Below are 21,617 nucleotides of genomic sequence, written 5' to 3'. Positions count from 1 at the left end.
CTATCAATTCTAAATGTAAAAAAATGAAACAGAAAATATACATCATAAAAATAGGCGGAGCGCTCATTGATGATGAACGATTGCTGGATCAGTTTTTAGATCAGTTTTCCGAAATTAAAGAAAAGAAGATCCTTGTGCACGGCGGAGGGAAGTTAGCGAATACGCTGGCAGATAAACTCGGCATAGAGCAGAAAATGGTGAACGGAAGGCGGATTACGGATAAAGATACATTGGATATTGTAACGATGGTGTATGCGGGGGAATCAATAAAAATATTGTTGAAAAATTACAGCAGAAAAGATGTAATGCCATTGGATTTTCCGGAGCAGATGGAAATCTTATAAAAGCTAAGAAAAGAGAACATCCTGAAATAGACTTTGGGTTTGTGGGAGATATCACAAAGAAAAGTGTGAATAAAAAGCTGGTTTCAAAATTGATTAAGCTGAATCTTATTCCTGTTTTTTCTGCCATTACTCACGATAGAAAAGGAAATCTGTTCAATACCAATGCAGATACTATTGCTTCTGCGATTGCTCAGGCTTTATCTGAAAAATATGAAGTAGAGCTGCTGTACTGTTTTGACAAACAAGGAGTGTTGGAAAATGTAGATGACCCGGAATCTCTGATCAAAAGTATTTCTGAAGAGGATTTTACAACATTGAAAGAAGAAGGAAAGCTTCATAAAGGGATTTTACCCAAACTAGAGAACGCTCTTGGAGCGATAAAGAATAATGTAAATAAAGTGTTTCTCATTAAAGAAACAGAACTTAAAAACCATATAGAGAATCATCATGCAGGAACTGAAATCTGTTTATAATAAAGAAGAATTGCTGAAAAATGCGGTTGAATTGCTTAAAAATTTGATTGAAATTCCTTCATTCAGTAAAGATGAATTCAATACATCGGTGGAAATTGAAAACTTTTTCAAAAAGCATCAGATTCCTACAAAACGTTTTAAGAATAATATCTGGGCGGTAAACAAAAACTTTGATGTATTTAAACCATCAGTTTTGCTGAATACGCATCATGATACGGTAAAGCCCAATAAAGCCTATACGCTTGATCCGTTTGTGCCCATTGAGAAAGAAGGAAAGCTTTTCGGATTGGGAAGCAATGATGCCGGAGCTTCTCTGGTTTCTATGGCGCAGGTTTTTTTACATTTTTATGATAAAGAAGATTTAGAATATAATTTAGTGATTGCGTTGACAGCAGAGGAGGAGATTTCAGGTTTTGACGGAATCGAGGCTCTGTTTCCACAACTACCTAATATAGAACTTGCCATTGTAGGAGAACCCACGCAGATGAACCTGGCAATTGCTGAAAAAGGATTGTTGGTGATTGATGGAGAAATGAAAGGAACTCCTTCTCATGCTGCTCATCCGAATGACGATAACTCCATTATCAAATGTATGGAGGACCTGCAGGGAATTTTAAATTTTAAATTTCCGAAGGTTTCAGATTATTTAGGAGAAGTAAAAGTAACGCTTTCAGGGATTCATGCTGGCGTGCAGCATAACGTAGTACCGGAATCTTGTCATTTTACATTGGATGTAAGGGTAACGGATGAATATTCCAATAAAGAAGCCTTTGAAATCATCCAGTCTCAGATGAAATCAACACTTACGGCGAGGTCTTTCAGGTTGAATTCATCCAAAATTGAAATGGATCACCCGTTCGTAAAAGCAGGATTGGAAATAGGAAGGACAACGTATGGTTCGCCAACCTCTTCAGATCAGGCCATTATACCATGTACCTCTGTAAAAATGGGTCCTGGAGACAGTAGGCGCTCTCATACAGCGGATGAATTTATCTATATCAATGAAATCGAAGAAGGAATTGAGATCTATATCCAGATTTTGGAAAAAGTGTTATAAAAAGCGGGGAGCAGAAAGATGGAAGAAAGGAAGTTGTTATCGTTTGTTATTAACTTCCAGCCTCTAGCTTCAGCCTTCCAGCTTAACATATATTTTGACTACGCTCAGCAGGCAATAAAGTTTACGTTTTAATAAGGATTTATGCAAACAATACCATTAAAAAGTGACTTTACATATTAAGGAAATGTTTTTTTATAGTTAATAGTAATAATAAGGATAGTCTTGCTGGGCTTGTCAAAATCAATCAAATATTTTAAATCAGACTGTGATGAAATCAGTAGATGATCATCTGCAGTCTTAGAAAAATCAATCATACTTATGAAAAAAATATGGCAAAAGGATGACCTGGCCACCAATATATTAGTCAATAACTTTACCGTAGGAAAAGACCTTGACTTTGATGAACGTTTAGCGAAATATGATGTTAAAGGTTCTATGGCACATTGTAAAATGCTTGCAGAAACCGGAATTATTTCTCAGGAAGAATCGGAACAGATGCTGGCGGTATTAAACGATATTTTACAGGAAATTGAAAATGGTAATTTTGAAATTGATAAAGAAGCTGAGGATATCCATTCTCAGGTAGAGGCAATCCTGATTACAGAATTAGGAGACACCGGAAAGAAAATTCACACGGCAAGATCAAGAAATGATCAGGTTTTATTGGATATCAAACTGTATTTATTAGATGAAATTCGTGAAATTACGGCACTTACCGATGAGTTTTTCCAGATTTTGATCCAACTGGCAGATCAGCATAAAAATGTACTGCTTCCGGGATATACTCATTTGCAGATTGCGATGCCTTCCTCTTTCGGATTGTGGTTTGGAGCTTATTCAGAAGCACTTTTAGATGATGTTGAAATGCTATTTTCAACTAAAAATATCATCAATAAAAATCCACTGGGCTCAGCAGCAGGATATGGTTCCTCTTTCCCGATCAATCGTGAAAGTACGACTTATAATCTAGGATTTCAGTCCATGAATTATAATTCGGTGTATGCTCAAATGACCCGTGGAAAATCAGAGAAGTTATTGGCAATGGCGATGGCAACTTTAGCAGGAACCCTTGGGAAGTTTGCTTATGATGTATGTCTATATCTGAATCAGAATTTCAATTTCATTAGCTTTCCCAAAGAATTTACAACAGGAAGCAGTATTATGCCTCATAAAAAGAACCCGGATATTTTCGAGTTGGTTCGTGCGCGATGCAACAGAATTCAGGCGCTACCCAATGAGCTGATTCTGTTAACGAATAATCTTCCTTCAGGATATCACCGAGATGTTCAGTTAACCAAGGAAATTCTTTTCCCGGCGATTGATTCACTAAAAGAATGTCTAGAGATCTTAAGTTATACCTTACCCAATATCGAGGTAAAAGACGGAATTCTGGAAGATGAAAAATATAAATACCTGTTCAGCGTAGAGAAGATCAATGAAGAAGTGAAAAGCGGAAGTTCTTTCCGTGATGCTTACGTGAAAGTTGGACAGGAGATTGAAAATAATGAGTTTGAATTTGAACCAGGAGCTTTAGATCATACTCACCAGGGAAGTATAGGAAATCTGTGCCTGGATAAAATAGAATACCAGTTCAATAAACTGAAGAATAAATTATTAGGTTAAAATCTAAACCATTAAGATATATAAAGGCTTAAGTTGACATAAAAAATCTAAAATTACTTTAGAATCGCCTTATGTTTATCGTTGTGAAATCCTTAAATCTTAATTGCTTAAGCCGGTCTTAATGGTTGGATTTTATTTTGATCTTTGAAATTGATGATTGTCATAAGAGCCATGAAAGCTCACAAAAGAATTTTAAGATAGGAAGAGTTAAGTAAAGTTTGAAATTTTACAGATTGCTTTTACCATTCGCTTGGAATGCTATTAGTTACTCTTCACCACTTAAAATTCCTTAATGGTTTAAAATGGAAAACTATTCAAGGTCTATCTTGAATTTGGTGGATTTTTTTCACCTCATGAAGAACGATAGAGCTATGGTACTGCCCGATGTTAGGAATGTTTGAAATTACATTGACTGCAAACTCATTATAAGAGTTGATGTCTTTGGCAATAATTTTCAACATATAATCATACTCCCCGGAAAGACTTATGATTTCCTGTACTTCATCGTACTTTCCAATATGCTTCTCAAAAGTTTCCAAAACTTTCTTGGATTGCTCTTTAAGACGTACATTACAGTAGACTACAATGTTCAAACCCAGTTTTTCACGGTTTAAAAGACCTACATACTTCTGAATGATCCCCTGCTTCTCCAGTTGTTTGATTCTTTCATACGTTGGAGTAAAGGTTAGACCAATCTTTTCTGAAATTTCTTTCACTGATAAAGTAGAGTCTTCCTGTATAATGCTGAGAATCATTTTGTCTTTTAAATCCATAGAATAATGTTGTGTTGCAACAAAAATATTAATTTTAAATGAGAATAAGGAAATACTCAAGGTTTTAATTTATTTTAAACTTTGTTTTTGTAGGTTCATAAAATTGTTATATCTTTGCACCTAATGAATAAAAAAGCATTTATATCATTAGATTTACCGGGCGAAAGCGCCCTTTACGATATTTATTGTTATTAGCGAAGATTGTTGTCTTCGCTTTTTTTATGCTCAAAAATTAAGATTATGTTTACGATTACAGAACTAAGTACCGAGAAAATCAACAGTATACTGACAGAAGCACTGGCTTTTAGAAATGGAAAAACTGCTAAAATTGAAGGCGAAGTTTTTTGTTCCAATCTTTTCTTCGAAGACAGCACAAGAACAAAAACCAGCTTTGATATTGCAGAAAGAAAATTAGGATTGCAGGTAGTTCATTTTGATGCTTCACACAGTTCTGTAAATAAAGGGGAGAGTCTTTATGATACAGTGAAGACAATTGAGAGTCTTGGGGTAAATCTGGTAGTGATCCGCGATAAGAAAGACAGATATTTTGAAGAACTGAAAAATATTAAAATTCCTGTAATCAATGGTGGAGACGGAACAGGAAACCATCCTTCACAATGTATGCTGGATCTGATGACCATCTATCAGGAGTTCGGAAAGTTTGAAGGATTAAAAATAGGAATTGTAGGAGATGTAAAACACAGCCGTGTGGCGAACTCAAACGCTGAAGCTTTAAGAAGATTAGGAGCTAAAGTATATTTCTCAGGACCTGAGCAATGGTTTGATGAAGGAGCACTAATCAACGGAACTTACCTTTCAGTTGATGAACTGATCGCTGAAGTAGATGTTCTGATGTTATTGAGAATCCAACACGAAAGACACGATGCAGCCATGAGTTTCACAGCATCAGACTATCATAAAAGATATGGCCTGACTAAAGAAAGAGAGCAAGCCATGAAAAAAGAAGCAATCATCATGCACCCGGCACCTATCAACAGAGGTGTAGAAATAGACTCAGATCTGGTAGAATGCGACCGTTCAAGAGTCTTCAGACAAATGGAAAATGGTGTTTTTGCCAGAATGGCCATCTTAAAGGATGCTCTGGAAGAAAAAGGGTTTACTTTTAAGTAAAAAGAGCCAAGGTAAAAGTAAAAAGTATAGCGAGCTCCGTAGGAGCGACCTGTTAATAGCCATGGGGTGAAACCTCTGGAAGATAATAAAGATAACAATGATGCAAGCCTGTAATGGCGGCCTGTTATAACCACGGGTGCAACCCTTGGAAAATAAAGAAGACAAAGATTATGTGAGCTCCGTAGGAGCGACCTGTTAATAGCCATGGGGTGAAACCCCTGGAAAAATAAGAAAGACAATAATAATATGATCCCTGTAGGGCGACCTATTAATAACCATGGGTGCAACCCTTGGAAAATAAAGAAGACAAAGATTATGTGAGCTCCGTAGGAGCGATCTGTTAATAGCCATGGGGTGAAACCCCTGGAAAAATAAGAAAGACAATAATAATATGAGCCCTGTAGGGGCGACCTATTAATAACCATGGGTGCAACCCTTGGAAAATAAAGAAGACAAAGATTATGTGAGCTCCGTAGGAGCGATCTGTTAATAGCCATGGGGTGAAACCCCTGGAAAAATAAGAAAGACAATAATAATACGAGCCCTGTAGGGGCGACCTATTAATAACCTTGGGTGAAACCCTTGGGATATAAAAAAAAAAGCCTCTTAGAGGCAACCTGTTAATAAAAAAGAAAATCTAAATAGAAAAAATGAAGAAAAAATTAATACTGGAGTCCGGTGAAGTGTTTCATGGAGAAGGTTTCGGAGCAGAATTGGAAACTGCAGGTGAAGTAGTTTTCAATACCGGAATGACAGGGTATCAGGAATTGATCTCTGACCCATCATACTGTGGTCAGATAGTTTGTATGACCTATCCGCTTATCGGGAATTATGGTATTAACCGTGATGATTATGAAAGTATTGAGCCGGCTATTAAAGGACTTATCGTAAAAGAACTTTGCGATCTTCCTTCTAACTTCCGTACTCAGATTACTTTAGATGAATTATTTAAGAAAAAAAACCTTTCAGGAATTTCAGGAATTGATACAAGAAGACTGACAAGAATTCTTCGTAACTCCGGAGTAGTGAAAGGTAAAATTGTGAATGCAGATGCAGACGAAGCAGCAACAGCTGCAGAGTTAAAAGCAACTACATTCCCAATTAATCAGGTAGAAGAAGTTTCTACAAAGACACCTTATGCAAACCCTAACAGAGGTTTCAAGGTAGTATTGGTAGATTTCGGTGCTAAATTGGGAATCATCAGAGAATTATCTCAAAGAAACTGTGACATTATCGTAGTTTCTCAGGATACAACAGCAGAAGATATCCTATTAATGAATCCAGACGGAATTATGCTTTCCAACGGTCCTGGTGACCCGGAAGATGTACCGCATGCATTAGATATGATCCGTGGATTATTAGGAAAAGTTCCCATCTTCGGAATCTGTTTAGGACACCAATTGATCGGATTGGCTTGTGGAGCAAAAACATTCAAACTGAAGTTTGGGCACAGAGGAGGAAACCACCCTGTACTGGATTTAGCGAAAAATACAGTAGCCATCACTTCTCAGAATCACGGATATGCAGTAGATCAGGAAAGTTTAAAAGGAACTGACCTTATTGAAACTCACATCGCTCTGAACGACAGAACCAACGAAGGTTTGAAACACAAAATCCACCCTTGTTTCTCTGTTCAGTATCACCCTGAAGCAAGCCCAGGCCCTGAAGATGCAAACTACTTATTTGATGAGTTTATCCAATTAATGGAAGACTTTAAGAAGTAATAAGATTTCAGATATTAGACATCAGATAACAGACTTTATCATGCATAATTTTGAAAAACTAGTTTTTTGGCAGAAATCTATAGAACTTGCAAAACAGGTTTATATTATTTGTGCTGAGTTGCCTAAAGATGAAAAGTTTGGTTTGATTTCTCAAATTAAAAGGTCTGTAATCTCTATTTCTTCTAATATAGCCGAAGGAGCAGGGAGAAATAATGATAGAGAATTTTATCATTTTCTTGGAATAGCAAATGCATCCTCTTTTGAACTACAGACACAGTTAATTTTAACAAAAGAATTGAATTTACTTGATGCGGAAAAAGTAGATCGTTTAATATCGAATCTGAGCGAAATTCAAAGAATGATTTATACATTCAAATCTAATTTAAAAAAGTAAAACATCCTGTTAGAAGTCTGAAATCTGACATCTAACATCTTGTATCTAAAAAAAGAAAAATGGCAAAACGTACAGATATAAAAACAATTTTAGTAATCGGTTCAGGACCTATCATCATCGGGCAGGCAGCTGAATTTGATTACGCAGGAACGCAGGCTTGTCTGTCTTTAAAAGAAGAAGGCTACAAGGTAATTTTGATCAACTCAAACCCTGCAACAATCATGACCGATGTAGAAATCGCTGATAAAGTGTATATCGAGCCGATTTCATTACAGTTTGTAAGCCACATCATCAGAAAAGAACGTCCGGATGCATTATTACCAACGCTTGGAGGACAAACAGGTCTTAATATGGCGGTAGAACTTGAAAAATCTGGAATTCTTGAAGAATGCAAAGTGGAAGTATTGGGAACTAAACTTTCTGCCATCAACAGAGCAGAAGACAGAGACCTTTTCCGTGAGCTGATGAGAGAATTAAATGAACCGGTTCCGGAATCTGATATCGTAAACACGGTAGAAGGAGCCCTTGCGTTTGCAGATAATATCGGTTATCCTGTTATTGTTCGTCCTGCCTTTACGATGGGGGAACAGGTGGAGGTATTGCTTCCACTGAAGCAGAATTAAAAGAGATTGCTGAACTGGGATTAAAACACAGCCCGGTTACACAGTGTCTTATCGAGAAATCAATCGCTGGTTTCAAAGAAATTGAGTACGAAGTAATGCGTGATGCAAACGACAACGCGATTGTGGTTTGTAACATGGAAAATATTGACCCGGTAGGAGTTCACACAGGAGACTCTATCGTAGTAGCTCCTTCTCAGACCCTTTCAGACAGGGAGTATCAGTTACTGAGAAATGCTTCCCTAAAAATCATCAGAGCTTTAGGAATTGAAGGAGGATGTAACGTACAGTTAGCATTAGATCCACATTCATTCGATTACTATATCATCGAGGTAAACCCTAGAGTATCCCGTTCATCAGCTTTAGCAAGTAAGGCAACAGGATATCCGATTGCAAAGATCGCTGCGAAAATTGCAGTAGGATTAACGCTGGATGAAATCATGAATCCGGTAACAGGAAAAACATACGCATGTTTCGAGCCTGCTCTGGATTATGTGGTGACTAAATTCCCAAGATTCCCATTCGATAAATTCGAAACTGCAGACAGAAGACTTTCTACTCAGATGAAAGCGACTGGAGAAGTAATGGCGATCGGAAGAAACCTTGAAGAATCTTTACAGAAAGCGATCCGTTCATTAGAAACAGGAATCAAACATTTAGGATTAAAAACTAAACAAGCTCAGGCTCTTACAGCTGAAGAAATCGAAAGAAGAATCAGAGTGTGTGATGATGAGAGACTATTCATCATTGGAGATGCTTTAAGAAGAGGATACGATTGGGAACAAATTGTAGAATGGAGTAAAATTGATAAATTCTTCATCTGGAAACTTAAAAAGCTAGTTGATTTCGAAAAAGTAATCGCAGCCAACAAGTTTGATAAAGAAATATTAATTGAAGCTAAGAGATTAGGTTTTGCAGATATCAATATCGCGGTTCTTTGGGATGTAAAAGAGCGTGAGGTATTCAACTTCAGAAAAGAAAATGAGGTAATGCCAGTTTACAAAATGGTAGACACTTGTGCTGCTGAGTTTGAAAGTGAAACTCCTTACTTCTATGGAACTTACGAAGAAGAAAATGAAAGTGTAGTTTCTGATAAAGAAAAGATTATCGTTCTAGGATCAGGACCTATCAGAATCGGACAGGGAGTTGAATTCGACTACGCAACCGTTCACTCAGTTTGGGCAATCAAAGAAATGGGGTACGAGGCGATCATTATTAACAATAACCCTGAGACCGTTTCTACAGACTTCTCTATCTCAGATAAATTATATTTCGAGCCGCTTACTGAAGAAGATGTAATGAACATCATCGAGCTTGAAAAACCTAAAGGAGTAGTAGTACAGTTCGGTGGACAGACTGCCATCAACCTTGCAGATAAATTAGCTTCTCACGGAGTACAGATCTTAGGAACTTCATTAGAAGACCTTGACAGAGCTGAAAACAGAGATAAATTCGAAAAAGCACTTCAGGAGATGGGAATTCCTCAGCCAAAAGGAAGAACTTCCACTTCAAAAGAAGAAGCCATCAAAATTGCTAACGAAATTGGTTACCCGGTATTGGTTCGTCCAAGCTACGTTTTAGGAGGTAGAGCAATGGAAATTGTATACGCAGAAGCTGAATTGGCTCACTACATGGAGCACGCAGTAGACGCAAGCCCTGAGCACCCTGTTTTGGTTGACAAATACATGGTAGGAAAAGAAATTGAAGTAGATGCCATCTGCGACGGTGAAACAGTAGTGATTCCAGGGATTATGGAGCACATCGAAAGAGCAGGAGTTCACTCTGGAGACTCTATCGCAGTATATCCGCCACAGAATATTTCTCAAAGTGAAATTGATACTTTAGTAGATTATACCCAAAGACTGGCAAAAGGACTGAAGGTAATCGGGTTAATGAACATTCAGTACGTTCTTTTCGAAGGAAATGTGTATGTAATCGAAGTAAACCCACGTTCATCAAGAACCGTTCCTTTCTTATCTAAAATCACTGAGGTTCCAATGGCTAACCTTGCAACAAAAGCGATTTTAGGACAGAAATTGGCAGATCTTGGATACAAAAACGGATTGGTTCCAAATAAAGAAGGAGTGTTTGTAAAAGTACCGGTATTCTCTTTCTCAAAACTGACAAAAGTTGATATCTCTTTAGGCCCTGAAATGAAGTCTACAGGAGAGGTTATGGGGAAAGATACTACTTTAGAAAAAGCTCTTTACAAAGGATTGGTTGCCGCTGGAAGAAAAGTTCCTATGCACGGTTCTATCTTATTCACAGTAGCGGATAAGCATAAGGAAGAAGCAGCTGATTTGGCCGCAAGATTCCATGAAGTAGGATTCAGAATCTGGGCTACGGAAGGAACAGCGAAATTCTTCGAAGGAAAAGGAATTCCTTGCAAAATAGGATACAAAATCGGAGAAGAAAACGTAAACCTTATTGACCTTATCCAGAAAGGAAAAGTTCAGTATGTGGTAAACACGACTACAAAAGGAAAACAAGCAGAAAGAGACGGATTCCAGATCAGAAGAATGAGTGTGGAAAACGGAGTTCCTTGTTTAACTTCAATGGATACAGTAGAAGCCATTCTAAAAGTAATCGAAAGCATGAGCTTCAAAATGGAGACGATGTAATTTCGGAAAAATAGATATGATAAGCCCCGCAAGTTTTCTTGTGGGGCTTTTATTGAGCTTAAATTGCTCTGAAGTGTTATTGTTTGATTTTAAAAGCACTTAATAATAGACCCCATCTGAGTCAATTTATTGTTTGTGCCTGATAATTTCAGATCATTTTACGATAATAAACTGAAATTAAGCTCTTTAATAAATTTAAAATGTAAGGTGAATTTTAAATTTAGAATTTTTTATATTTGATATTACTTAATAAAAGCACCAAATATGAAAAAAGTATTATTAGCATCATGCGTGCTGCTGTCATTAGTTTCAATTGCCTGTAAAGAAAGTGGAAAAAAGCAGTTGAAACAGAGAATCCAGACCAAAAAATACAGAAATTAGAATTGAAAGATTTTGTTGGAAAAACATTTGAATTCAATTATAAAGAAAAATTTGTTTATCAAATTAAATTTGAATCGGATTCGATGGTCAAGTGGAAATTAGTAAGAGGAGATTTTCCTGGACCTAAAGAAGAAACTGATCCATATATTTACAGCCAGATTAGTGATCATGTAGTTTTTATTTCATGGGTTGAAAAAAGCGGATTAGGGTTTTCAAATATACTTGACTTTAGTACAGGGAAATTAACAACTCATGCCAGACAGGAAAATTCTGTGCATATTAATCCTGGAAAATTTAAAGTAATTGAATAAAGTACTTCCGTTATTTTGGTAAGATAAAAAACTGATCAAACAAAAGGTTTTGTACTCAATCTTAACGGGTGCTGTAGAGATAATGCGTATGATGTTGAAAATGAATTTTGTGTAATTTATAAAAACAAATATTTAAGATTCCACAAGAAAAACTTGTGGAATTTTTTATGGTATAAATTTATCAATTAAAATTTTCTATTTATTTTTAGTGAAACAGATTAAACTAAAATAATATGAGCATAAATGCAATTACCAAAGGATTATTAGGTATTATTTTCATTTTGGTGTTTTCAGGATGTTCTTATTTGACTGACTTTTATATTCAAAACCTAACTGCAACTAAAAAAATATTAAAGATCAATTATAACTATCCGATCTCAAAAGTGATCAATAATGATTCTACTAACTTCGGATTTAATTATGAAAACGGAATATTATCTCCCAAAGCTTTTAGAAAAATCAAAAATCTGAAGTCTCTTCAAAAGATAGAAGTAAAAGATTCAGCTGTTGTTTTGGAAATTCCACCAAATTCTACAACAAGAATTGACAAAAGCCATAACGGAAGATGGAGGTATATGATTAAAAGTGTTCAGGTTGATGGAAAAGCTTTTAGTACTGCGGAGCTGCAAAATAAAACGAAGTTTATTAGTAATGATTATGTCTATAAAATTGAGTAATAAAAAAAGGATTAAATGAGAAATGTAAAATATGTTTTTTTATTATTTAATTGGATTCTTTTATATTCTTGTGTAGCAAAAATTAATTATGAAAATAATTCAGAAAGTATGAATTAGCCTATAATTTGATTGCTAATAAGTTTAATTTAGATAAACCTTTTCTCAAAGACTATAATTCAGATGCTTCCGGAGTGAAAATAATTCCCAAATTCTATGAGATTAAAAATTATTCAATATATGGAAGTGAGAATTTTAAGAATGAAAATTCATTTTCAAACGAAATAATTAAGAAGTTATCTGAAAAATATATCCAACCAAATTGGAGAAAAGATAAGAAATATAAAGTAGTAAAACTTGAGGAGTTAAAAGACTTTCATGGGCCTTTACATTATATCTATTTCTCAGAAATAAGAAATGATTCTCTTAGAGCTGAAATTTTGGGAAATCCTTTTGCTGAATATTCAATGACAACAGGGGAACATTATTTAATTGTATTTGAAAACAATCATATAAAATCTGTTCAAAAGAATGTTGGACATTATGATTAAAAATGATGAAATAATTTTATAAAAATTACCTGAATTCCTCGTTAGGCCGTATATTCGCATATAGATCTACAGCACCATGAAATACAAATATTTAGTTTACATTCCGTTTTTGACGATTATTTCCTGTAATAAATCGGATCAAAAAGTTGAAGCTTCTAGTTCTGTAACCCCAAAAAGATCAGTTACCATAGCATCAGTAAAACCGCAGGTCAGTACAGAAATATCCTGGAAAGGATTTCTGAATGGGAAAACTCCGGTATTTATGCACTACCAGATTGATGGCAATATACTTGTTGGTGAAATTACCTATCTGAATACTAAAAATAAATTACCAATAACGCTTTTAGGAAGTATTGACAGCGATAATAATTACAGGATCTTAGAATTTGAAAAATCAGGAAATATAACGGGGGTCATTACCGGAAAACCAACGACTGGTGATTTTAAAGGAAGTTGGTTTTCACCAAAAACGAGAAAAGAACTTGCTCTCAATTTAGTAAAAAAAGATACTGTTCTTACCTCAAAGAAAATAGAAACAAAAATAGAAGATCTGTTTGGGCGTTATCATTACCAATATAGTGAGGCAGGATATCAGGGAGATTTTGAAATTAAAAAAATGCCAAATTCAAAAGCTGTTTTTGGAATAACTTCAGTAACGGGAGATCCGGGAAGAAACCTTGCGCAAATAGATGATGATACAATAAGTCTTACAACAACAGATTTTACTTATAAATTAGCAGATACGGATGATTGTGAATTTAAAGTGAAATTCTATAAAGGATTTGCTGTGGTTCAGTATAACCAAGGAGTATGCAGCGGACAATTCGGAATGAATGCCACCCTAGAAGGAATATATCTGAAGACAAAATAATAAATAGTATATGGCTGTTTCCTGCCCGAAGAGTAAACAAAAAATATAAAGTTATTATCAATAATAGATGGACGAAAAAGCAATAAAAATCTTACTCAAAACCATAAAGAAATCTCAGGATGAAAGCTTAAGCGATTGGTTTGAATGGGATACTTATATGCAATATCTTAGCAAAGAAGATTTCGAGTATGCAAAGAAATATGCTGTAATGTATGAGCAGGAAACCATCAGTCATGATGAGATTTGCAGAAGAATTAAAACTGCCATAGTTGAGATTGAAGAACGGGATGTTATAAACGCTTTTTTGTATAGTTTAAGTACAAGACAATTAGAATACCGCTCATTTTTATCAAGTTACTGTATTGCAAAATCATTGTCGGAACATAGCTTTATAGCCAGTCCAAAACCTAATGAAGAAATTTGTGCAGTCTGCGGGCTTCATACTTTTGAATTTGAAGAACCTATTGACTTTAATACCATCAATTACTTTAAATATAAAGACGGGGCTTGTTTTGATAGCTTAATCCAGGTGTTGTTTGATGTAGAACAATTTCCCAAACTGCCTGTTGTAAAGCCTGGGGAGAATGATAATAAGATATTAAATGAACTCAAAGAAATCATTGAAACCTCTGAACCTAATGACAGAGTTGCTCAACTTAAAAAGAAGATTTCTAAAACCTTCAAATCCAATGATGGTGAACGGGTAGCATTGCTGGAAATTCTAGGGGTTATTGGTATTTTACATGATGGTAAACATTTTGGGTATGCTGAACAGTATATTACCTATCCTGAAAGATCGCACAGGCCTATCAGAAATGATGATGTTGGCTATCCGGCAAGATGGTGGCAAGGCAAATTTGGAATTGATACTGAAAAATGGGAATATTGGTTCGGAACCAAATAATATGTTTGTTGTATTTCCAGTTTTTAAAAGAAGTGTATTGTAATCTTGTTTAAATCTTATAACGATATGAAAACCTATATTTTGTGGTCTATCTTAATTTTTAGTGCAAATCCAATCTTTGCTCAAAAAAAAGAATTTCGGGATGACAAAGTGGATACCTTGATGTTTGTCAACAATCGAAAAATAGTAAATGACCTTAATGCCAAACTTTTCCAGAAAAAGATATTCTCACAAGATAATTTACAAATCCCTTACAGGCTTTTAACTCCAAAAAATAATTCGGCTAAGAAAAAACTTCCACTGGTGATTACTTTTCATAATTCAACCAGAATTGGAACGGATAATGAGAATCAACTGGAACCATTGGCCAGAATCTGGCTGAGAGAAGATATTTACAGTAAATATCCATGCTACGTCATAGCACCACAATTCAGCAAACGTTCTTCCAATTATGAAAGCGCTGCAGGAGATATTCAAATGGCGAAACCGTCAGATGAAGCTAATGCAGTGCTTGAATTGATCAAAAATGTAGAAAAAGAATATCCCAATATTGACAAAGACAGAATTTACCTGATAGGCTATTCCATGGGAGCTTCAACAGCACAGAACCTTTTAAGTCTTAAACCTGATGTGTTTGCTACGATGGTATCTATAGCCGCTGTTCCGGACTTTTCAAACATATCAAAAATAAACAGGAAAAATATCTGGCTGATCCATGGACAAAAGGACAACGAGAACCCTTATAATGGGAGTGTTGAATTATTCAAGAAAATGCCTTCAAATCCAAACTTAACTTTCACTACCTTCACCCAGCTCAATCATAATAATATTGTTATTCCTTTCTTATTAACGGAAGAAATACCCAAATGGTTATTTGGAAAACATAAGTAAAAGAGAATAGAGAAAAGTCATCTCAAGAGTATGAATCTCCAGCAGCAAATAGAAAATAGCATTACCAATCATTAAATTTGGGCTTTAATTTTTATCAAAGAATTTAAATGATCTGGTTAATCCCCGGATGCGACCTCTACCTTCAGACTCTTGGCATAAGCACTGGGAGAGATACCTGTGATTTTTTTAAAATTTCGGTTAAAACTGGTTTTAGAATTGAATCCACACTCAAAAGCCAGAGCTAAAAGGGTATATTGCCGGCTTTCCGGCTCCAATAGTAATTGTTTGAAAGCTTCTACCCTGAGAGTATTAACGTAATCATAAAAATTTTTCTCTTCCTTTGAATTGATAACCTGGGAAATAACTCCCGGTGCAATATTCAACATCCCGGCTAGGTCTCCTAAAGTGAGTTCAGGGTCTTTATAACACTCCTCTTCTTTCATTAAAACCTGCAATTTAGCTTGAATTTCAGAGGCTTTGTTTTCATCCACTTTTGTTTTTTCATACTTTATATGATCAGTCGTTTCTGTAATAAGATCAGCTTCTTCTGACTGAGCAGGTGTTTCAAGCGTTGCCGGAAGAAGTATTTCATGGGGTGAGAATGAATTTGAAAAAATACCAGTCTGACGGATGCCAAAATACCCAATAAAGAAGATGAATAATGCAACTGCAATATACAGAGCTTGTGCCGATTGTATAAAAATCACTACAATCCAGATCACCCCTATTCCAGAGATAAGATACCGCATCCAGTTAAGGGTAATCTTGTCTGTATTAGAGAATTGTCCTACAATATTCCGCTGATGCCTGCTAAGGAGTATCAGTGATAGTATTACATAAACAACACCTGAAATCATAATACTGATAACCATTCCATGAAATAGAGGAGTAAAAGCTGATAATACTGAGGTACTTGAATGTACTTCCGGAAGAACAAACGCCAATATTGCAGCCACCAATACAGCAGGAATAAAATGAAGTAAATACAATCCCTTATAGCGCTGCTGGCCGCTCAGAAACAAAATATACAGATATAAAAAAGGACCATGAAGGAATGGCAGCGGTAATTCCCATCCCACAAGAGCCGGAATTTTATAAGCCAATTCTGAAGCATACCAAGCAATAAAGATCAAATGTACCAGGGCAAAAAAGAACCAGATGCTCAGAATCTTGTCGGCACTGGTTTTTTTCCGCTTACTAATCAACATGATGAAAAGAAAAAGCGATATCGAAATCCCAGCTACGTAAATAAGTTGCCAGCCTGTTGCCATTATTATAACAAATCAAAAAGTAAAAATAGCAAATAAAAGGTTGTCATCATCTTTTTTTGATATATGGCTCATTGGAGTTCATTTCCGGAGATTGTCATTGATCTGTTTTCTATCGGTACAGTTTAATACCTATCCCTATTTCAAAATACACCAGATTTGTTAAAGTTCCCTGAGGATAATATTGAATGGGGCTCAATGGACAGTAAAGTCTTGTATCAAATGTATATCTTTTTTTTCCCAATGAAAACTCATACATCAGACCATAATCTGCGACTGTACTGCGGGTACTTACTGTTATTTTATCCAGATCAGGGTTGTCCATGGTTTCTTTAAAGGCAATATGCCTGATACCTCCCAGAGCAAACAAAGTATGTCTTGCTTTTCCCCTTTTTCCATACAGAGAATATCCTATACCCAATTTTTGTGATAATGAGTAATTATAATTGGTTTTGATATATTCAGGAGTATTTTCGAATAGCAAAACACTGAGCAGGGAGTGTGAGGCAATTGAAAATCTATGATCAAGAGAATGGAGAACCATTACCGATAGAGTAGGTTTTATTGGTGTTCCTGTCACTCCGATAGCAGGTTTTATTTCAAGAGCCGCTTTTTGTTGTACAGAATCCTGAGCCTGTACAGATGAGGCCATACTCAAAAGAAAAATAAATAGCAAACGCATAAAAAGTATTAAAATTGTTTAAAATAAAAAGAGACAGCCTTTTGGATATTGGGCTTTTTAGAACCTAAGTGATCCAGTCCCTTAGCCATGTTGTATTCTTGAGCGAAGCCTTTATAATGTTGGGAAAGGATCTGTCGGAGTGCTTCTATAGGAGGCCTCATTCCAGATTCTTCAAGTTCACCCACGGCTAGAAAGAATCTGCCATTTCGGGTTTGATTCGCGATTCTGTTTTGTTTTTCATGGCTCATAACAACCTGATCTCCTATCCAAAGCGAAGGGCTCAAACAAAGATAGTTGCCAAAAATGTCAGGATAATTGGTAAAACAATATACTCCGAATAAGCCCCCAGCAGAATGTCCCAGAATTACCCGTTCTTCTCTGGAATCAGCAGCATGAAAATCCTTTTCTAACTTTGGGATCAATTCATCATTAATAACCTTTGCAAATTCATCAGCTTGGCCTTTTCCGTTTTTAAAAGGAACAGGAAGGTAATCATCCAGCCGGTCATTACCCCATCCGATTCCTACAACAAGAACATCATCACGATGAAAATTCTCAGATTGTTTTTGTACCTCCCTTGCTACAAAATCAAAATCCCATTTTGAATCCAGAACATAAATGGTTTTATATTCCGAAGCAGAAGGATAGTTTTTAGGAACTGCGACTTTTATATGATAATTACTTCCGTTAATTGCTGAGCTGAGCATAAAATCTCTTACATATTCTTTATTAAATTCGTCCTCCCGGCAAGCCGTTAAAAACAATAATAGGCTTAAATAAGCAATACAATATTTGTTCATATGTTTTAATTTTGATGGATTAATTCTTCAAGGTTAATGAGACAAAAATACAAGTGATATTTGACTCTTGTGCTCCATCTTATAAGGTGGTCGATGTTTTAAATATCTGTAAATCAGATAAGTGTATTCTTTTTAATGAGGCTGCTTATAAAAATGTTTAGATAAGAATCTTTTCATTTTTCTTTATTGAAATTTTGATGAAAAAGAAGCGGGAGCTATCAGAATTTTTCTGAATCTTATCTTATTTCTTTAAAAGAGGGCCGGAAAAAACGGGTTTTAAATTTAGATTCCTTTTTTGCCAATTTATTTATAAATTAGAGCGTTAAAATTCAAGCTGTTAATGCGATTTAAAAACTAATAAAATTTCCACCAAACAAAATAGAACCATGGCAGAATATCTTGCAAAATCAAACAGTTCTTTATCTTTTGAAATCATAAAAGACAATCAATTGACGGGAAAACTTATTTATAAAAGTTGGTTTACATTTAATGCCGAAATTGAAACTGCAGATCATCAGCACTATCAGATTGAGCCAAAAGGTTTTTGGGGAACTACCATTGAGTTGAAAGATAATGAAAAGGTCCTTTTAAAATTCAGAATGAATTGGAATGGTGAAATCATAGTACAGACTTATTTTGATGGGGAAAAAGAAAGTTTTGTATGTAAGCACAGGGGCGTATTTAAAGATTCATTTGTGCTTACTGATAAAATGGGAACTGAGCTCTTAGTCATGAAACCTCAATTTAAGTGGAACCTTCTGAATTATGAATATCAGATCACTACTTCCAATGATTTTGAGAAATATTCCAATAAAGACATCTTATTATTGACTTCGATACACTGCGCCAATTATTATATGTCTATGATGGTTGTTGTATAGAGCATAGCTATCCGTATCTATTATTTTACGATGAGATTATCACAAACTAATTTTTTTAATACCCAAAGTATTGAGCTTTATGAATCTAAAATTAATATAAAACAACAGCATAACAACTATCTATGGCTAAAAAATAGGGAAGTTATAGACGAAATTGAGCTTGAAGATAAAGTAAAAAAACTAGACTTTGAATTGGGTAAGCAAAACAATAAGATTAGTTTAAATTAAAATAAAATACAGGATGAAAATATCATCCGAAAATATGGTAAGGGTTTCTGGATTGTCAGGAACCCTTTATTTATGGTCTTTTACAAAAGATTAATTTTATGATTTCCATCATGTTTTTATTTAGAATTAATAAAAATAAAGTAATTTAGCGCGACTAAGCTTAATTATAAAAATGAAAAAAATTATTATTTCTGCATCATTATTAGCAGTGACCATGCTGAGTGCACAGGAAAGTGATACGCTTAAAGTAGCTGAGATCCAATCAGTATCCCTTCAGGGAACCCAGAATTACAGGACCAAAAAATCAGAATCAGTAGCAAGGCTACCGTTAGAAAACCTTGAAAATCCCACAGTTTACAATCTTGTTCCAAAAGAGATTATCAGTGAAATGAATGCCACAGATTTCAATACGGCAATGGCGTCAGTTCCTGGAGTTGTCGTGAGTAATAGTGTCAACGATAGCGGGAATGATATTTTCCTGAGAGGATTCAGTTCCAACGCCAGTTTCAGAAACGGATTGATCCAAAATCCAAGAGTACAATCGGAAATTGCTAATATTGAAAGAGTAGAAGTCATCAAAGGGCCATCAGGAACATTGTTCGGTGGTACTTTGGCTAATTATGGGGGAGTGGTGAATGTTGTGACGAAAAAGCCGCAGGAAAACTTTGGAGGAATCATTAATTATACTACCGGAAGCTGGGGAATGAACAGGATCACCGCAGATGTAAATACTCCGTTGAATAAAGAAAAAACAGCATTGGCAAGATTCAATGTAGCCGCTTATTCTCAGGATTCTTTCCAGGATGCTGGATATAGCAAAGGAGTGTTTTTCTCAGGAAGTATTCTTTATAAAGTAAGTGACAAAACTACAGTAACCTTAGATACAGAATTCCATGCACCGGAAAAAACACTGAATGCCTATGTGAGACAGTCTGAAAAATTGACCTATCACTCTATGAAAGACCTTGAAGCCATTCATGGCAGGTCATTTACCAGTAATGATGTTGGATCGAAGAGAACCAATTTTGTAACGATGGCCGAAGTTACCCATAAATTCAATGACCAATGGACTTCCAGAACATCCTATCAAAGAGGTGAAGCCAATGAAAAAGAATCTATATTTCTGGTATTAAACTATATGGATAACAATAGGGTAAGCCGAAGTATCCGTCCTTTTGATAATTATAAAATCACAACAGACAATATTCAGCAGAATTTTATCGGAGATTTTAAAATCGGAAATCTTAGAAACCGATTAGTCGTTGGTTTGGATTATTTCCAACAGAGCAGTAAAAACCAATATCCTGTTTTTACTGTGGGTAAAAACACAAATTCAGCATTTGCTCCTTATCCTTTAAATGGAGTAATCGGGGAAAATTATGGAACTGAAAAAGGAAATGATATTGTTACATTAAATGACACTTCCGATTGGACTCCTATATCACGTGATGTTGTTAAAAAGCTTCCAAGAACCGCTACAAAATATGAGATTGCTCAATACAGTACATACAGTGCTTATGTTTCCAATGTATTAAATGTTACCGATAACCTTCTTGTAATGGCAAGTTTAAGAATGGACCATTACAAAAATGAAGATATTAAAAGAAATGGAGTATCCGGAACAGAAGGATACAGCCAGACTCAATTCTCTCCAAAATTTGGCTTGGTATATGAAATTAAAAAAGATGAAATTTCATTCTTTGCCAACTATGTGAACGGGTTTAAAAATATTGCTCCGGGACCTAATCAGGATGGTGTTCTTACCAAATGGGACCCTGAGCAAGGAAACCAGTTTGAGGCCGGGTTCAAATTAGATCTGTTTGGTAAAAAACTATTATCTACCATTTCTTATTATAATATGAGGGTTAAGAATAGAGTAATTGCTGATCCGGGAGGCCTGGGAAGCAGACAGGATGGTAATATTAAAAATCAGGGATTTGAAATGGATATCGTGATCAACCCGGTAAAAGGATGGAATATCGTAGGAGGATATGGGTTCAATGATAACCGCTATGATGACAGAAGTAAAGATGCCGGAAAGAGAGTGGCATGGGCGCCTAAACACGTAGCCAATTTATGGACGAGTTACAAAATCATGGATGGAACTTATGAAGGACTTGGTTTCGGAGCTGGATTCAATTTTGTAGATAAAACCTACATCAATATTACAAACCATTTCCTGGCGCCATCTTATACCACAGTAGGAGCAACGGTTTTCTATGACAAGAAAAAGTATAGAATAGGAGTGAAGATGAATAATGCATTGAATCAAACCTATTGGAATTTCTACGGACAGCCACAAAAACCAAGAGAGTTCCTGGCCAATTTCGCATTTAAATTCTAATAACCTTTTAAAAACAAAAACAAGTTGTCTCAAACTTAAAGTTGATTGGAATAGCGCAACGGCGCCAGAAA

At 35.5% G+C, this 21,617-nt stretch carries 17 protein-coding genes and 2 pseudogenes; 15 read left to right on the top strand and 4 right to left on the bottom strand.

Translation table 11 applies throughout. The annotated features are described in order from the left end of the window. Positions 1-23: 23 nt before the first annotated feature. From argB to argH, 3 genes and pseudogenes are all read left to right on the top strand, one after another. A pseudogene (gene argB, locus H5J24_RS13455) lies at positions 24-817 on the top strand (acetylglutamate kinase). Then, positions 792-1,874, top strand: a complete 1,083-nt coding sequence (locus H5J24_RS13450; protein WP_068942756.1) for a M20 family metallo-hydrolase — start codon at positions 792-794, stop codon at positions 1,872-1,874. The pseudogene argB and the gene H5J24_RS13450 overlap by 26 nt, the downstream one beginning before the upstream one ends. A gap of 318 nt (positions 1,875-2,192) precedes the next feature. Further along, on the top strand, positions 2,193-3,497 hold the full coding sequence (argH, locus tag H5J24_RS13445) for an argininosuccinate lyase (RefSeq protein WP_068942757.1): 1,305 nt from the start codon (positions 2,193-2,195) through the stop codon (positions 3,495-3,497). 314 nt (positions 3,498-3,811) lie between these two features. On the opposite strand, the gene H5J24_RS13440 is transcribed toward argH, so the two are convergent. After that, the gene (locus H5J24_RS13440; RefSeq protein ID WP_232815583.1) at positions 3,812-4,270 is read right to left on the bottom strand and encodes an Lrp/AsnC family transcriptional regulator; all 459 of its coding nucleotides are present in this window, start codon (positions 4,268-4,270) and stop codon (positions 3,812-3,814) included. 240 nt (positions 4,271-4,510) lie between these two features. Between H5J24_RS13440 and H5J24_RS13435 the strand changes: the two genes are divergently transcribed. The 10 genes and pseudogenes from H5J24_RS13435 (at position 4,511) to H5J24_RS13390 (ending at position 15,343) form a co-directional block, all read left to right on the top strand. Beyond that, positions 4,511-5,401: an aspartate carbamoyltransferase catalytic subunit gene (locus tag H5J24_RS13435; RefSeq protein ID WP_068942758.1), complete on the top strand. Its 891-nt coding sequence runs from the start codon at positions 4,511-4,513 to the stop codon at positions 5,399-5,401. Between the two features lie 650 nt (positions 5,402-6,051). After that, on the top strand, positions 6,052-7,125 hold the full coding sequence (locus tag H5J24_RS13430; protein ID WP_068942759.1) for a carbamoyl phosphate synthase small subunit: 1,074 nt from the start codon (positions 6,052-6,054) through the stop codon (positions 7,123-7,125). 40 nt (positions 7,126-7,165) lie between these two features. Continuing rightward, the gene (locus tag H5J24_RS13425; protein ID WP_068942760.1) at positions 7,166-7,519 is read left to right on the top strand and encodes a four helix bundle protein; all 354 of its coding nucleotides are present in this window, start codon (positions 7,166-7,168) and stop codon (positions 7,517-7,519) included. Positions 7,520-7,578: 59 nt separating this feature from the next. Beyond that, a pseudogene (gene carB, locus H5J24_RS13420) lies at positions 7,579-10,760 on the top strand (carbamoyl-phosphate synthase large subunit). Between the two features lie 383 nt (positions 10,761-11,143). Next, positions 11,144-11,452, top strand: a complete 309-nt coding sequence (locus tag H5J24_RS13415) for a phenolic acid decarboxylase (protein WP_232815582.1) — start codon at positions 11,144-11,146, stop codon at positions 11,450-11,452. Positions 11,453-11,685: 233 nt separating this feature from the next. Continuing rightward, a complete protein-coding gene (locus H5J24_RS13410; protein ID WP_068942763.1) occupies positions 11,686-12,129 on the top strand; it encodes a hypothetical protein in 444 nt (147 codons plus the stop codon). A 125-nt stretch (positions 12,130-12,254) separates the two neighbouring features. Next, the gene (locus H5J24_RS13405; RefSeq protein ID WP_068942764.1) at positions 12,255-12,677 is read left to right on the top strand and encodes a hypothetical protein; all 423 of its coding nucleotides are present in this window, start codon (positions 12,255-12,257) and stop codon (positions 12,675-12,677) included. Positions 12,678-12,753: 76 nt separating this feature from the next. Beyond that, positions 12,754-13,548 carry a hypothetical protein gene (locus H5J24_RS13400; protein ID WP_068942765.1) on the top strand — a complete coding sequence of 265 codons (795 nt, stop codon included), beginning with the start codon at positions 12,754-12,756 and terminating at the stop codon, positions 13,546-13,548. 67 nt (positions 13,549-13,615) lie between these two features. Further along, on the top strand, positions 13,616-14,452 hold the full coding sequence (locus H5J24_RS13395; protein WP_068942766.1) for a hypothetical protein: 837 nt from the start codon (positions 13,616-13,618) through the stop codon (positions 14,450-14,452). 66 nt (positions 14,453-14,518) lie between these two features. Next, positions 14,519-15,343, top strand: coding sequence for a carboxylesterase family protein (locus tag H5J24_RS13390; protein ID WP_068942767.1), 825 nt, complete (start codon positions 14,519-14,521; stop codon positions 15,341-15,343). A 116-nt stretch (positions 15,344-15,459) separates the two neighbouring features. On the opposite strand, the gene H5J24_RS13385 is transcribed toward H5J24_RS13390, so the two are convergent. The 3 genes from H5J24_RS13385 to H5J24_RS13375 all read right to left on the bottom strand — a co-directional run bounded on the left by H5J24_RS13385 (position 15,460) and on the right by H5J24_RS13375 (position 18,093). Then, positions 15,460-16,614 carry a helix-turn-helix domain-containing protein gene (locus tag H5J24_RS13385; RefSeq protein WP_068942768.1) on the bottom strand — a complete coding sequence of 385 codons (1,155 nt, stop codon included), beginning with the start codon at positions 16,612-16,614 and terminating at the stop codon, positions 15,460-15,462. A gap of 109 nt (positions 16,615-16,723) precedes the next feature. Then, entirely contained in the window at positions 16,724-17,263 is a 540-nt protein-coding gene (locus H5J24_RS13380) for a hypothetical protein (RefSeq protein ID WP_068942769.1), read from the bottom strand. A gap of 38 nt (positions 17,264-17,301) precedes the next feature. Beyond that, positions 17,302-18,093 carry an alpha/beta hydrolase gene (locus tag H5J24_RS13375; protein ID WP_082811150.1) on the bottom strand — a complete coding sequence of 264 codons (792 nt, stop codon included), beginning with the start codon at positions 18,091-18,093 and terminating at the stop codon, positions 17,302-17,304. A 386-nt stretch (positions 18,094-18,479) separates the two neighbouring features. Between H5J24_RS13375 and H5J24_RS13370 the strand changes: the two genes are divergently transcribed. Next, positions 18,480-18,974, top strand: coding sequence for a hypothetical protein (locus H5J24_RS13370; protein ID WP_068942771.1), 495 nt, complete (start codon positions 18,480-18,482; stop codon positions 18,972-18,974). 400 nt (positions 18,975-19,374) lie between these two features. Further along, complete coding sequence (locus tag H5J24_RS13365; protein WP_068942773.1) at positions 19,375-21,546, top strand: TonB-dependent siderophore receptor; 2,172 nt, start codon at positions 19,375-19,377, stop codon at positions 21,544-21,546. The last annotated feature ends 71 nt before the right edge of the window (positions 21,547-21,617 follow it).

The organism is Chryseobacterium capnotolerans (genome assembly GCF_021278965.1).
GTDB lineage: Bacteria > Bacteroidota > Bacteroidia > Flavobacteriales > Weeksellaceae > Chryseobacterium > Chryseobacterium capnotolerans.
Note: the sequence above shows the minus strand (reverse complement) of the source record. Positions and strands in the feature narration are given on the sequence as shown.

Bases quoted from the DNA above. Each gene is read 5' to 3' on its own strand.
- H5J24_RS13375 (WP_082811150.1), bottom strand. From the start codon at position 18,093: ATGAACAAATATTGTATTGCTTATTTAAGCCTATTATTGTTTTTAACG.
- H5J24_RS13380 (WP_068942769.1), bottom strand. From the start codon at position 17,263: ATGGCCTCATCTGTACAGGCTCAGGATTCTGTACAACAAAAAGCGGCT.
- H5J24_RS13385 (WP_068942768.1), bottom strand. From the start codon at position 16,614: ATGGCAACAGGCTGGCAACTTATTTACGTAGCTGGGATTTCGATATCG.
- H5J24_RS13395 (WP_068942766.1), top strand. From the start codon at position 13,616: ATGGACGAAAAAGCAATAAAAATCTTACTCAAAACCATAAAGAAATCT.
- H5J24_RS13370 (WP_068942771.1), top strand. From the start codon at position 18,480: ATGGCAGAATATCTTGCAAAATCAAACAGTTCTTTATCTTTTGAAATC.
- H5J24_RS13365 (WP_068942773.1), top strand. From the start codon at position 19,375: ATGAAAAAAATTATTATTTCTGCATCATTATTAGCAGTGACCATGCTG.
- H5J24_RS13400 (WP_068942765.1), top strand. From the start codon at position 12,754: ATGAAATACAAATATTTAGTTTACATTCCGTTTTTGACGATTATTTCC.
- H5J24_RS13435 (WP_068942758.1), top strand. From the start codon at position 4,511: ATGTTTACGATTACAGAACTAAGTACCGAGAAAATCAACAGTATACTG.
- H5J24_RS13390 (WP_068942767.1), top strand. From the start codon at position 14,519: ATGAAAACCTATATTTTGTGGTCTATCTTAATTTTTAGTGCAAATCCA.
- H5J24_RS13430 (WP_068942759.1), top strand. From the start codon at position 6,052: ATGAAGAAAAAATTAATACTGGAGTCCGGTGAAGTGTTTCATGGAGAA.
- H5J24_RS13450 (WP_068942756.1), top strand. From the start codon at position 792: ATGCAGGAACTGAAATCTGTTTATAATAAAGAAGAATTGCTGAAAAAT.
- argH (WP_068942757.1), top strand. From the start codon at position 2,193: ATGAAAAAAATATGGCAAAAGGATGACCTGGCCACCAATATATTAGTC.
- H5J24_RS13440 (WP_232815583.1), bottom strand. From the start codon at position 4,270: ATGGATTTAAAAGACAAAATGATTCTCAGCATTATACAGGAAGACTCT.
- H5J24_RS13410 (WP_068942763.1), top strand. From the start codon at position 11,686: ATGAGCATAAATGCAATTACCAAAGGATTATTAGGTATTATTTTCATT.
- H5J24_RS13425 (WP_068942760.1), top strand. From the start codon at position 7,166: ATGCATAATTTTGAAAAACTAGTTTTTTGGCAGAAATCTATAGAACTT.